The sequence below is a fragment of the Mesorhizobium sp. CO1-1-8 genome, assembly GCF_020164875.1.
Classification (GTDB): Bacteria; Pseudomonadota; Alphaproteobacteria; order Rhizobiales; family Rhizobiaceae; genus Mesorhizobium.
The window spans coordinates 67,704-80,251 of record NZ_JAIUGZ010000005.1 but is presented as its reverse complement, the minus strand read 5'-3'; the positions used below and the strand labels follow the sequence as shown (position 1 = coordinate 80,251).

The following is a 12,548-nucleotide window of genomic DNA, read 5'->3' as shown; positions in this document are numbered from 1 at the left end:
TCCGGATCATGGTCCTAATGCAGCCGCGGGTTTGCACCCTGGCCCTTGTCGTCGATCACCAGGCCGCGGTGGAAGCGGTCGAGCGTGAAGGGGGCGTTGAGGTCGTGCGGCTGGTCCTTGGCGATGGTCCAAGCAAAGCACCAGCCGGAAGCCGGCGTCGCCTTGAAGCCGCCATAGCACCAGCCGCAGTTGAGATACATGCCGGGCAGGGGACCGGTGGTGATGATCGGCGAGCCGTCCATCGACATGTCGCAGACGCCGCCCCAGGAGCGCAGCATGCGCACGCGGGCAAGACCCGGAAACAGCGCCAGCATTTCGCTCATCACCTCGTCGACGACAGGCAGGTTGCCGCGCTGGGCGTAGCTGTTGTAGCCGTCGATGTCGCCGCCATAGATGAGGCCGCCCTTGTCCGACTGCGACATGTAGAAATGGCCCATGCCGAAGGTGACGACCGTGTCGATGAAGGGTTTCAGCGATTCCGTCACGAAGGCCTGCAGCACATGGCTCTCGATCGGCATCGTCTCGATGCCTGCCAGCTGCATGACCCGTCCGGTGCTGCCGGCGACCGCAACGGCCACCTTCCTGGCGCGGATGTCGCCGCGCGAAGTGGTGACGCCTGATATACGGTCGCCATCGCGCAGGAAGCCGGTGACCTCGCAATTCTCGATGATGTCGACGCCGCGACGGTCGGCGCCACGCGCATAGCCCCAGGCCACCGCATCGTGGCGGGCGGTGCCGGCGCGGCGCTGCATCAGGCCGCCGACGACCGGAAAGCGGGCGCTGTCGGAGATATCGAGCGCCGGGATCAGACGTTTGATTTGGGCCGGTGTCATCAATTCCGCGTCGACGCCGAGATGGCGCATGGCGTTGCCGCGCCTTGCATAGTCGTCGAACTGGGCCGGCGTGTGCGCCAGGTTCAAGCAGCCGCGCTGCGAGAACATGACATTGTAGTTGAGCTCGTGCGACAGGTTCTCCCACAACTTCATCGAGTGTTCGTAGAAGCGGGTGTTGGCCGGCAGCAGATAGTTCGAGCGCACGGCCGTGGTGTTGCGGCCGACATTGCCGGAGCCGAGCCAACCCTTTTCCACAACCGCGACATTGGTGATGCCGTGTTCCTTGGCGAGATAGTAGGCGGTCGCCAGCCCGTGACCGCCGCCACCGATGATGATGACGTCATAGGACGCCTTCGGGTCCGGCTTGCGCCATGCCGGCTTCCAATCCTTGTTTCCCTTGAGCGCGTTCGCGAGCAGCGAAAAGGCCGAGTACTCTGCCATTGATGTCATCCGGTTCGGGCGATGCGGCAGACTATAGAGCAGGCCGCATCCGCAAAGCCAATATTGCGCCATTGCCTTTCGACTGGCCGACGCTTGGGATGGGAGCAATCGGAGTGAGTGATCGGTTGAGGCCAGTGATCGGGTGGGCTCGCGATACGACGGCTTGCCCCATGATAGGGCCGTCTTTATCAAGTGTAGGCTTTCAAATTGCCTTTGCCGCCGATGAGTCGCCAACAAATCATGCTTTTCCGATTGCTTCGTCTCATTTTGATCCTCACGCTTGCCGTCTCGGCGCCGATGTCGTTCGATGCGGTGGCACAGGGGCTTGGCCAGGCTCCTGCCGGACTGGTCGCCGACCAGCAGAAGATCATCCAGGCGCTGACGACCAAGACCGACAATTTCGAAAAGCAGATCCAGCAGGACGCCGAGGAGGATAGCAGCCTCGTCGATATCCGCTTGCAGCTCGAGGAGTTGTCGCGGCAATCGCTGAACAGCGCACTGGCCTTCCGAACGCGTCTTGGCGAGATCAACGGCCGGCTCGAGCAGCTTGGCGCGGCACCTGCGGCAGGTCAGCCGCCGGAGCCCGACATCGTCAGCGGCGAACGCGAGGCGCTGGTGTCGGAAAAGGCGGAGATCAACGCCGTCATTGCGCAAGCCCAATCGCTTTCGATCCGTATCAGCGGGCTGATCGACCAGATCGGCAACATGCGCAGCGAGCTGTTCCGCAATGTGCTCACCAAGCGCTATGTGCTGTCCGACGCGCTCAGCCCGCAGGTCTTTTCGGACGCCAGGGACGAATTCGGCAATTTCTACAAGGCGGTGTCGTCATGGCTAAGCTTCGCTTTCAAGTTCAAGTTCCAGGCCATCCTGGCGGCAACCTTCGTGGCGCTCGGGCTGGCGCTGGTGCTGCTGGTCGGTGGCCGGCGTCTTTTCGGGCGTGTGTTCGAAGCCGACCCTGCCAATGAGGATCCATCCTATCTCAGCCGCTTGTCGGTGGCCTTCTGGTCGACCTTGCTGCCGACGCTGGCCGTCGGCGTGTTTTTGGCCTCCACGGTGTTCTTTTTCAACTATTACAATGTGTTGCGTGGTGACATCGGCCTCTTCCTGAATGCGCTCGCGGCCGTCATCGGGGTGGTGTTCTGCGTCAACCGATTGACCAATGCGGCGCTCGAGCCGCGGCTGCCGAATTGGCGCCTTATCCCGGTCGAGACAGGTCCGGCGCGCTGGCTGGTGCGGCTGACGACCGCAATGGCCGTGGTCATCGGCGTCAACTATTTCCTGTCGGTCATCAACGACAAGATGGGCTCGCCGCTGTCGCTGACCATCGCCCGGAGTTTCGGCGCCACCATCATCGTCGGCGTCATCCTGATCCTGATGGCGATGCTGAGGCCGTTCAAGGCGCATGACGGAAGCTGGCGGCCGTGGCCGGCATGGCTGCGCTATACGGCGCTTGCGCTCGGTCTTTTCACCATCGTCGCGGCGCTGCTCGGTTACATCGGCCTTGCTCTGTTCGTTTCGTTGCAGGTCGTCGTTACCGGCACCGTGCTGATTACCGCCTATATCGGCTTCCTGTCTGCGCGGGCGATCGGCGAGGAGGGTGCTTTCGCCAACACGACCGTCGGGCGATGGCTGTCGGCCAGTTCCAGCTACGAGGACACCGCACTCGACCAACTCGGCCTTGTCGTCAGCGTCGCCATCAATGTGATGATCGTGCTGGTGTTCCTGCCTCTGATCCTGCTGATGTGGGGTTTCCAGCCCGGCGATATCCAGGCTTGGGCCTACAAGCTCGCCACCGGGATCAACATCGGCTCGGTGACGATCTCGGTCACCGGCATCCTCTCCGGCATCGTCGTCTTCGTCATAGGCTATTTCCTGACGCGCTGGTTCCAGGGCTGGCTCGACGGTTCCGTGATGGCGCGTGGCAAGGTCGATACCGGGGTGCGCAACTCGATCCGGCTGGCGGTCGGCTATGCCGGCGTCGCGCTCGCGGCACTGGTCGGCATCTCGGCTGCGGGCATCGATCTGTCCAGCCTGGCGCTGGTCGCCGGCGCGCTTTCCCTCGGTATCGGCTTTGGCCTGCAGAACGTGGTGTCCAATTTCGTTTCCGGCCTGATCCTGTTGGCCGAACGGCCGTTCAAGGTGGGCGACTGGATCGTTGCCGGCGATGTCAGCGGCACAGTCAAGAAGATCAGCGTGCGCGCCACCGAGATCGAAACCTTCCAGCGGCAATCGGTGATCCTGCCCAACTCGAACCTGATCAACAACGCCGTCGGCAACTGGACGCACCGCAACAAGCTCGGCCGCATCGACATCAAGATCGGCGTCGCTTATGGCAGCGACGTCAAACAGGTTCATGCCGTCCTGCTGGAGATCGCCCGCAGCCACCCGATGGTGCTGAAGAACCCCGAACCCTTCGTGCTGTTTTCCAATTTCGGCCCTGCCGCCCTGGAATTCGAGATCCGCGTGTTCCTGGCCGATGTGATGAACGGCAACATCGCGCAGAACGACATCCGTTTTGCCGTCCTGGAAAAATTCAGCAGCGAACACATCGAGATCCCCTCGACGCCGCGCGCCGTGGTCGAGGCCCACAAGCCCAAGGCCTGGCCGACAGACGACGACAAGATCGAGGCCGACTTCGCCGAACAGGAGCAGATAAGGGCCGAAGCCGAGGCGGAGAAGAAGCGACTGGTCAAGTCCCGCAAAACCAAGAAGCCGGATCCGGACTAGGCTCCGACTCCGTCGACCTCAATCCTGCCGGAATCGATTGCGGCATGAATGGGGCATTCAGTTGCGGTTCAGCTTCCATCTCATATAAGCTCCATGCAAAGGCGAAAATGCCTCGCGAAATGCAACAGAGGCGGTGGGAACACCGATATTGCACCATGTGGAAGTCTCTCGTCGCTGCCGTCGCCCTGATCGCCGCCATCGGCTCGGTCCATGCCGCGAGCGCGGTCAACAAGGACGCCGAGACCCGCACGCTGGTCGTGACCGAGGGCGGCAGCAAGACCGACCTTGCGTTGGCCGGTGGCGAAACGGTTGAGTTCTGCCCGAATGGCTGCTTCGTCACCTTGCCCAATGGCGACCTCGAAGCCCTGACCGGTTCGGAAACCGTCGAGATCTCGGGCGGTGTCGCCCGCATCAAGTAATCCAGGCGTCACGATTGCAGAGGCCGGGCATTTGCCCGGCCTTTTATCGTTTTCGGTAGCGGTTGTTTAACAATGACGCCGAAAATACCGGCATGGCAGCCGTCTGCAACCGTGCGTTTTAACGTTCGCTACGCCGTCGCCCGCTACACCAGCCTCAAGACGCCGAAAAGCGGCGCGGAACTCTACGCGGGCAGGGCAGGACGGACATGGATGCGCGGTCGGACAGGAACGCAATACCGCTTGCGGTCGATCTCGACGGCACGCTGATCGCAACCGACTTGTTGTGGGAAGGGCTGTTCATCCTTCTCAAGAAGAATCCACTCTATATCTTCCTCGTACCGTTCTGGATCGCCGGCGGGCCGGCGCGGCTGAAGCAGGCGATCGCGCAGCGCATCGACATCGATCCGGCATCGCTGCCCTATCGCGAGGTGCTGCTTTGCCGCCTCCGGACCGAGCACGCCGAAGGCCGCAAAATCGTGCTTGCGACCGGTACGCCGCGCAAGTTTGCCGATGCTATCGCGGCCCATCTCGGCATTTTCGACCAGGTGCTGGCCACCGATGGACTCGCCAATCTCACCTCGGGCAGGAAGCGCGCCTCGCTGATCGCAGCCTATGGCGATGGCGGTTTCGACTATGCCGGCAACAGCCGCCATGACCTCCAGGTCTTCGATGCCGCACGCAACGCGATCGTCGTCGCGCCCGACCGCCATGCCGCGCGCTGGCAAGCGGCACATGGCGCCGAGACGGTGCCGGTGCCGAAGCCGACTTTGCAGACCATCGTCAAGATGCTGCGCGTGCACCAGTGGCTGAAGAATTCGCTGATCGCAGTGCCGATGGTGCTCTCGCATGAATATTTCAACACCGACATGATCTGGGAATGCCTGCTGGCATTCGTCTCGTTCAGCGCGGTGGCATCGGCCATCTACATCCTCAACGATTTCTTCGACCTCGCGCTCGACCGCAAACACCTCACCAAGCGCAACAGGCCGTTCGCCAGCGGTGCGCTGTCGATCCCGTTCGGACTTGGCGCGATCGCGGTGCTTCTGGCGATCGGTATCGGAACCGGGCTGTTCCTGTCGCCCGAATTCATGGCTGTGCTCGGCGGCTACATGGTCGTCACCACTGCCTATTCGCTGTCGTTCAAACGCATGCTGCTGGTCGATGTGCTGACGCTCGCCGGCCTCTACACGATCCGCGTCCTGGCCGGCGCGGCGGCGACCGGCGTCGACGTCTCGTTCTGGCTATTGGCCTTCTCTATCTTCTTCTTCCTGTCGCTGGCGTTGGTGAAGCGCTTCGTCGAATTGCGCACCACCGCCATCCCGCCTGGCGAGCGCATTGCCGGTCGTGGCTATCGCACCGAAGACCAGGAGATCGTCGCCCAGGCCGGCATGGCCTCGGCCTTCTCCTCGGCGCTGGTACTGGCACTCTACATGGACAGTGTCGCGGTGCGGGAACTCTATCCGCATCCATGGCTGATCTGGCCGCTGGCGCCGATCGTGCTTTATCTCACCATGCGCGTCTGGATCCTGGCGCGCCGCAACGAGATGCATGACGATCCGGTCGTGTTCATCATCCGCGACTGGCGCAGCCAGATCGTGGTGCTGATCGGTGCGGTGATGCTGGTCATCGGGGGCTGGTAGGCATGGCCATCGAGCGGTTCCCAAGCTTCGGCCTTGCCACACCGCCGGCGCCGCGCGCCATCGGCGCCGACGAGGCGATCGCGCTGCTGAAGGGCGGTCAGGCCAAACCGGCGTCGCTGCTTGCCTATGGCAATGGCCGCTCCTACGGCGATTCCTGCCAGAACGAGGCCGGAGCGGTCGTCGATATGCGATCGCTGAACCGGATCCACGCCTTCAACGCCGAAACCGGTGTTCTCGAGGCGGATGCCGGCGTGCTGTTGTCCGACATCATCGCCCACGCCGCCCCTTACGGCTTCTTCCCGGCCGTTGTGCCAGGCACGCAATTCGTCACGCTCGGCGGGGCCATCGCCAATGATGTGCATGGCAAGAACCATCACCGGCGCGGCACCTTCGGCTGCCATGTCGAGAGCTTCACGCTGCTCAGGTCCGATGGAAAGACCCATCGCTGCTCGGCGACAGACAATGCGCGGCTGTTTGCGGCAACGATCGGCGGCATGGGGCTGACCGGTCTCATCCTGTCGGCCTCGATCCGGTTGATGCGGGTGCATTCCCTCGACATCGTCGAGAAGGCGACGCCGTTTCGCGATCTTGGCGAATTCTTCGACCTGGCCGAGGCTGCCGATCAGGCCAACGAATATGCGGTCGCCTGGATCGACCAGTTGGCCGGCGGCCGCAACAGCGGTCGCGGCCTGCTGTTGTCGGGCAATCATGCCGAGCACGGCTCACATGCCGCCTCGCGCGTCGGCGGCAATTTCTCGGTGCCAGTCCAGCCGCCGTTCAATGTGCTCAGCCGGCCGTTCCTGACCGCCTTCAACGCTGCCTACAGGGGGAGGAAGAGCCGGGCAACGGTGCCGCGCCGGGCCGGATATCAGGGCTTCTTCTTCCCGCTCGACGGCGTGCGCGACTGGAACCGGCTTTATGGGCCGAAAGGGCTTTTCCAGCACCAGAGCGTGGTGCCGGAAGAGACGGCGCGGGAGGCCGTGCCGGCATTGCTGGCGGCTGCAAGGCAAGCCGGGCAGGGCTCGTTCCTCACGGTGCTGAAACGCTTTGGCTCTATCCGCTCGCCAGCGCTGCTGTCGTTTCCGCGTCCCGGCTACACGCTGACACTGGATTTCCCCAATAAGGGCGCCGCGACGCTGACACTGCTGCGGGAGCTCGACCGCATCACGGTCGAGGCCGGCGGCGCAGTCAATCCGTACAAGGACGCCCGCATGGGGGCCGAAATCTTCGCTTCGTCCTTTCCCGAATGGCAGCGGCTGGAAGCGCTCCGAGACCACGCCTTCATGTCTGACTTCTGGGCGCGCACTGCGAAGAGATTGGATGCGCGACGAGACTCGGTTGAGGCGGCCGAATAGATAAAAATCGAATAATTCTTGGTTAATTGACGGTTAATAGCGCGATTCACTCAAAATATTGTTGGGACTTCACCAAATGTTTGCGGGTTTGTAGTAGGAAGCGTGAAGAGGTGGCTTGGAACTCATGAAATACATCGTCTTCATTCTCTTTACCGTCATGACCAATGCCGCCGCGCAGCTAATGCTGAAGCAAGGCATGATGTCGCTCGGACCGATCTCGTTCGAGGGCGTCAATCCGCTCGTCAAGCTGCTGCAGATCGTCTTCAGCCCCTGGGTGTTCCTGGGCCTGTGCACATTCGTCATCTCGATGGCCTCGCACCTCTACGTGCTGTCCAAGGTCGAGCTCTCCTTCGCCTATCCGTTCCTCAGCCTCGCCTATGTTGCCGTCGCCATCTTCGCCTATTTCGTCTTCCGCGAGGACCTCAATGGCTGGCGGATCGCCGGCATCGCCTTCATCTGCGTCGGCACGGTGCTGATCGCGCAAAGTGGGCGAGGGCATGAGGACCAGACGGCTTCCATCACGCCCGACAATATCCAAGCAAACGAGACTGTTCGATGAGACATGTGATTTTCGGCGGCGACGGTTTCGTCGGCCGCCATCTTGCCCCTAAGCTCGTGGCCGATGGTGAAGAGGTTGTCGTCGCCGACATCGTCAAAAGCGACCTGCCGCATTACCGCGGCGCCCGCTTTATCCAGTGCGACGTCACCGATCCGGCCTCGGTCGCCGCGGTTGGGCTCAAGGCCGACGACATGGTCTACAATTTGTCGGCCAAGATGCTGTCGCCGATCCAGGTGCGCGCCAAGCGGCACGATTTTTTCTTCCCGGTGAATTTCCACGGTACCGAGCACATCATGCAGGCCATGGACAGGGCCGGCGCGGCCAAACTCGTCCACTACACGACCGACATGATCTACGGCCACACGGTCACGCAGCCTATGACCGAGGAGCACCCGGTGGCGCCCCTGGGCGAATATGGCTGGTCGAAGCAGAAGACAGAGGAGCTTGCCGCCGAATGGCGCAAGCGCGGCATGTCGATCTCGCTGTTTCGCCCGCGCCTGATCATCGGTCCCGGCCGGCTCGGCATCCTGGAAAAACTGTTCAAGCTGATCGACTGGAATTTTCCGGTGCCGATGATCGGTTCGGGCAGGAATCCCTATCAGTTCATCTCGGTGTTCGACTGCGCCGAGGCCGCCCGCGCGGCCTGGAAGGCCGGCGTGCCAAACGAGGCCTATAATCTCGGTTCGCTCAATCCGCCGCCGGTCAAGAAGCTGCTCGGCGATCTGATCAGGCATGCCGGCTCGAAATCGATCCTGATCCCGACACCGGGCTGGGCGGTCAAGCGCACGCTCGACCTGCTCGACCTGATGAACATGCCGATCATGGACCCGGAACAGTATCTGATCGCCGACGAGGAGTGCGTGCTCGACGTGTCCAAGGCCGGGCGTCAGCTCGGCTGGGTGCCGCAATATCGCGACGAGGACATGCTGATCGCTGCCTATAGCGAGTACCGCGCCAAGAAGGCCGGTCACGCAGTCGCCACCACACATGTGCCCGCCGAATAGCGGCTCGCAAAACTGCTTTCGTTGCGCCCGATCCTGGTCGTGCGCGCAGACAGGAGATTGAAATGACCGTCATGGCCAAGCCCGAACAGACCAACTTGCGCACCATGGTCAGCGCGCCGTCGCTGTCGCCCGCCACCATCGCCAAGCCCGATTTGATCAGCGTCGAGCAGGCCAAGGCGATGGACGTCGCCCGCATGACCGATCTGTTCAAGGCGCATCTCAACCCCGGCCAGCTGCATTTCATGAAGCTGCTCGGCTTCCACAAGATCAAGATCGAGCGCGCCGAAGGCATGTTCTACATCGACCAGAACGGCCGCAAGATCCTCGATTTCTTCGGTGGCTTCGGTTCGCTGGCCTTCGGCCACAACCATCCGCGCATTCTGGAAGCACGCAAGAAATTCCAGGAGGAGAAGCGCCAGGAAATCGCCATCGCCTTCATGTCGCAATATGCGGCGGCACTTGCGCACAACATCGCCAAATGCTCGCCCGGCGATCTCGACATGGTGTTTTTGGGCTCGTCCGGCTCGGAAGCCATGGAAGCGGCGGTGAAGCTTGCCGAGCGCGCCGCCGGCTCGAAGCGGCCGAAGATTGTCTATGCCGAGAATTCCTTCCACGGCAAGACCAAGGGTGTGCTGGGCATCACCGACGGCCAGCTCTACCGCGCCGACTTCAAGGTGGCCGAAAACACGGTCCGCATCCCGTTTGCCGACATCGGGGCGGTCGAGCGCCTGTTCCGTTCCGACCCGGAGGTCGGCGTCATCGTGCTGGAAACCATCCAGGGCGGCGGCGGCATCATCCAGGCGCCTGCCGAATATTGGCAGAAGCTGAGGGCGCTCTGCGATCAGTATGGCGTGCTGTGGGTCGCCGACGAAGTGCAATGCGGCTATGGCCGTTCGGGCCGCTTCTATGCTTTCGAGCATTACGGCGTCCTTCCCGACGTGACGGCGCTGGCCAAGTCGCTCGGCGCCGGCAAGGCGGCGGTCGGCGCGATGATCGCCCGGCGCGAGGTCTACATGAAGGCCTATGGCACGCCGAAAACGGCGATGATCCATGCCATGGCCACCTTCGGCGGCATGGGCGAGGCCTGCGTCACCTCAATCGAGGGGCTCAACGTGCTCTACGACGAGGGGCTGATCGACAATGCCGCCGTCACTGGCGACTATTTGCTGCAGCGCCTGCAGACGCTCAGGGAAAAGTACCCGAAGATCATCAAGGATGTGCGCGGCAAGGGTCTTATGGTCGGCCTGGAGTTCCATGACTTCTCGCAGACCTTGCCGATGGTGCTGCGGCCGATCGTCAGCGTGCTCGACGACAAGCTGAAGGGCTCGCTGTCGGGCTTTGTTGGGGCGCTGCTTTTGCGCGACTACGACGTGCTGGTCGCCTTCACCGAATACAACCGCAACGTCATCCGGCTGGAGCCGCCGCTGATCTGCCAGCGCGAGCATGTCGACCGCTTCGTCGATGCCTTCGACAGCTTGCTGTCGCGCGGCATCGTGTCGATCGTGAAGGACTTCGTCAAAAGCCAAGTCCGTTAGAAACGAAGCTCGCTGAGTTCGACAATGCTGACCAGGTCGCCCGCCCCAGACAACCTACTCGACCGGCTCACCGGGGTCGGCCTGGCGTGGGGCGAGGGGACTTATGCGCGGCTGGCGGCACCGATCGGCGCGGCGGCCTTTGCCCTCTATATCCTTTTTACGGCGTTCACGGCATGGGTGCTGCCCGACGCCAACTGGGACATGCTGCCCTATCTCGCTATATCGGAGGAAGGCACCTATCCCGATGCGCAGGCGCTGCATGACTACGCCTACAACACCGTCAAATCAGGCGTTTCAGCTGGCGACTACAAGGCGCTGACCGATGATGGCGGCGGCTTCCGCAGCCACATGACGGAGGATGCCGCCGACTTCCATTCGCTGCTCGGCATGTACCGGATCAAATTCCTCTATGCCGAGATCCTGTCGACACTGAGCGCGGAGATGTCGCCGGTCGAGGCAATGCGCCTGGTATCGGTGTTCTCCGTGCTGCTGTTCGGCGCGATCGCGCTGCTCTGGCTGCGCTTGGAAAAGGCACTGGCTTTAGCGCCGGTGGTCGGCGCGGTGCTGATCATGGCCGATTTCGGCGATGCGGCGCGTGCCTCGACGCCGGATCTGCTCACATCGGCGCTGTTGCTGAGCGGGCTCTATGCCTATGTTCGTGGCCACGAGGTGGCGACCGCGATCCTGCTCTTCCTCGCTTTCATGGTGCGGCCGGACAATATTGTTTTCCTTGCGATTTTCGCTGTGCTGCTGGTCGCGTACCGGCAGTGGGCATGGGGCGCGCTGGCCGGTTTTGCGGCTTCTTTCGTCGCCTATTTCGCCATCTCGCACTGGGCGCATCATCCCGGCTGGTGGCCGCATTTGTGGTTCTCCAGCATCGAGCAGCACTACAATATGGACGGGTTCGAGCCGCCATTCTCGGTCGCGGCCTATCTCAGGGCGTTTGCTACCTCGCTGCTGCGCGCCGTCAGCCTGAACAGCTGGGTCGGCGTGTCGGTGTTGGCACTGGCCGGCTGGTTTGCCGCCGCCCGCGCGGGCTTCCGCCTCGATCGCCGCGCCGGCATCCTGTTTGCGGCGCTGGTGCTCGGTGCGCTGGCGAAGTTCACCGTCTTCCCGATCCACGACACCCGGATCTATTTCCCCCATCTGATCCCGCCATTCCTGCTGCTGGCGACGCCGTTCATGGCGCTGTGGGCAGCCGTAGCTCGCGGCCAGAATCGCGCTGCCATGCAAATCATTCCCGGAGACAAGTCATGAGTTCGCTATCCAGCTTGGCCCGCGTTGCCTTGGCGCTTGGTCTTCCCAAGGGCGTTCTCGATCGCGGCCCGTCGCTGCGCGGCACGAAATTCCTGGCCAAGGCGGCGCTGAAAACGCGCTTCGGCGGGGCAGGGCGACCGTTCCAGATGGTCAATGTCGGCGCCTGCGACGGCGCGCTGTTCGACGATGTGACACCGTGGCTACACCGGATTCCCGGTGCACGGGCCATGCTTGTCGAGCCGATCCCGTACAACCAGAAGAGACTGCGCGCCAATTATCCCGACACCGGCCGGTTCATCATCGAGCCGGTGGCGGTGACAAAGACCAAGGGGACGATCACCGTCCACACCTTCGATGCCGCCGCGCTCGAGGCCGGCACGCTGCCGATCGAATTCATCGGCTGCTCGTCGGTTACCGACACCAATCTGATGTCGGGCAAGAATGCCTGGGGCGAGGCCGACGCCAACTTCAACAAGTTCGCGCCGCATCTCAGGGACATCGAGGTGCCATCCGAGACCTTGCAGACGCTGCTCGACCGCAACGGCATCACCCATATCGACGCCTTCCTCGTCGATTGCGAGGGCGCCGACTGGATCGTCTTCGAACAGCTAGACCTCAAGCGCTACCGCCCCGGCATGATCAAGGTCGAGGTCGGCGCGCTGCCGGCCGCCGAGATCGGCCAGGTCGTGGTCAAGCTCAAGACTTCGGGCTACCAGGTTGGTTTCCAGGCCGAGGACATCTGGGCCTTCGCCTGAGTTAACCCACCGAAAAGCGAACC

The 12,548-nt window shown here is 62.6% G+C and carries 10 protein-coding genes; 9 read left to right on the top strand and 1 reads right to left on the bottom strand.

Going from position 1 to position 12,548, the window contains the following annotated elements; all coding sequences use genetic code 11:
• Positions 1 to 14: 14 nt before the first annotated feature.
• On the bottom strand, positions 15 to 1,274 hold the full coding sequence (locus LB558_RS11950) for a sarcosine oxidase subunit beta (RefSeq protein WP_224697746.1): 1,260 nt from the start codon (positions 1,272 to 1,274) through the stop codon (positions 15 to 17).
• 240 nt (positions 1,275 to 1,514) lie between these two features.
• Between LB558_RS11950 and LB558_RS11945 the strand changes: the two genes are divergently transcribed.
• The 9 genes from LB558_RS11945 to LB558_RS11905 all read left to right on the top strand — a co-directional run bounded on the left by LB558_RS11945 (position 1,515) and on the right by LB558_RS11905 (position 12,525).
• On the top strand, positions 1,515 to 4,001 hold the full coding sequence (locus tag LB558_RS11945; RefSeq protein ID WP_224697745.1) for a mechanosensitive ion channel family protein: 2,487 nt from the start codon (positions 1,515 to 1,517) through the stop codon (positions 3,999 to 4,001).
• Between the two features lie 155 nt (positions 4,002 to 4,156).
• The gene (locus tag LB558_RS11940; protein WP_224697744.1) at positions 4,157 to 4,420 is read left to right on the top strand and encodes a hypothetical protein; all 264 of its coding nucleotides are present in this window, start codon (positions 4,157 to 4,159) and stop codon (positions 4,418 to 4,420) included.
• Positions 4,421 to 4,626: 206 nt separating this feature from the next.
• Positions 4,627 to 6,060, top strand: coding sequence for a UbiA family prenyltransferase (locus tag LB558_RS11935; protein WP_224697743.1), 1,434 nt, complete (start codon positions 4,627 to 4,629; stop codon positions 6,058 to 6,060).
• Positions 6,061 to 6,062: 2 nt separating this feature from the next.
• Complete coding sequence (locus tag LB558_RS11930) at positions 6,063 to 7,415, top strand: FAD-binding oxidoreductase (protein ID WP_224697742.1); 1,353 nt, start codon at positions 6,063 to 6,065, stop codon at positions 7,413 to 7,415.
• A gap of 124 nt (positions 7,416 to 7,539) precedes the next feature.
• Complete coding sequence (locus LB558_RS11925) at positions 7,540 to 7,974, top strand: EamA family transporter (RefSeq protein ID WP_224698028.1); 435 nt, start codon at positions 7,540 to 7,542, stop codon at positions 7,972 to 7,974.
• A complete protein-coding gene (locus tag LB558_RS11920) occupies positions 7,971 to 8,978 on the top strand; it encodes an NAD-dependent epimerase/dehydratase family protein (RefSeq protein ID WP_224697741.1) in 1,008 nt (335 codons plus the stop codon). The genes LB558_RS11925 and LB558_RS11920 overlap by 4 nt, the downstream gene beginning before the upstream one ends.
• A 104-nt stretch (positions 8,979 to 9,082) precedes the next feature.
• The gene (locus tag LB558_RS11915; protein WP_224698027.1) at positions 9,083 to 10,513 is read left to right on the top strand and encodes an aspartate aminotransferase family protein; all 1,431 of its coding nucleotides are present in this window, start codon (positions 9,083 to 9,085) and stop codon (positions 10,511 to 10,513) included.
• Between the two features lie 24 nt (positions 10,514 to 10,537).
• On the top strand, positions 10,538 to 11,770 hold the full coding sequence (locus LB558_RS11910; RefSeq protein WP_224697740.1) for a hypothetical protein: 1,233 nt from the start codon (positions 10,538 to 10,540) through the stop codon (positions 11,768 to 11,770).
• A complete protein-coding gene (locus LB558_RS11905) occupies positions 11,767 to 12,525 on the top strand; it encodes an FkbM family methyltransferase (RefSeq protein ID WP_224697739.1) in 759 nt (252 codons plus the stop codon). Before LB558_RS11910 ends, LB558_RS11905 begins: the two co-directional genes overlap by 4 nt.
• Positions 12,526 to 12,548 lie beyond the last annotated feature (23 nt).

What these genes read in the sequence shown, in the direction of transcription:
- LB558_RS11910 (WP_224697740.1), top strand. Translation starts at nt 10,538, where the DNA reads ATGCTGACCAGGTCGCCCGCCCCAGACAACCTACTCGACCGGCTCACC.
- LB558_RS11905 (WP_224697739.1), top strand. Translation starts at nt 11,767, where the DNA reads ATGAGTTCGCTATCCAGCTTGGCCCGCGTTGCCTTGGCGCTTGGTCTT.
- LB558_RS11935 (WP_224697743.1), top strand. Translation starts at nt 4,627, where the DNA reads ATGGATGCGCGGTCGGACAGGAACGCAATACCGCTTGCGGTCGATCTC.
- LB558_RS11945 (WP_224697745.1), top strand. Translation starts at nt 1,515, where the DNA reads ATGCTTTTCCGATTGCTTCGTCTCATTTTGATCCTCACGCTTGCCGTC.
- LB558_RS11925 (WP_224698028.1), top strand. Translation starts at nt 7,540, where the DNA reads ATGAAATACATCGTCTTCATTCTCTTTACCGTCATGACCAATGCCGCC.
- LB558_RS11920 (WP_224697741.1), top strand. Translation starts at nt 7,971, where the DNA reads ATGAGACATGTGATTTTCGGCGGCGACGGTTTCGTCGGCCGCCATCTT.
- LB558_RS11930 (WP_224697742.1), top strand. Translation starts at nt 6,063, where the DNA reads ATGGCCATCGAGCGGTTCCCAAGCTTCGGCCTTGCCACACCGCCGGCG.
- LB558_RS11940 (WP_224697744.1), top strand. Translation starts at nt 4,157, where the DNA reads ATGTGGAAGTCTCTCGTCGCTGCCGTCGCCCTGATCGCCGCCATCGGC.
- LB558_RS11950 (WP_224697746.1), bottom strand. Translation starts at nt 1,274, where the DNA reads ATGGCAGAGTACTCGGCCTTTTCGCTGCTCGCGAACGCGCTCAAGGGA.
- LB558_RS11915 (WP_224698027.1), top strand. Translation starts at nt 9,083, where the DNA reads ATGGTCAGCGCGCCGTCGCTGTCGCCCGCCACCATCGCCAAGCCCGAT.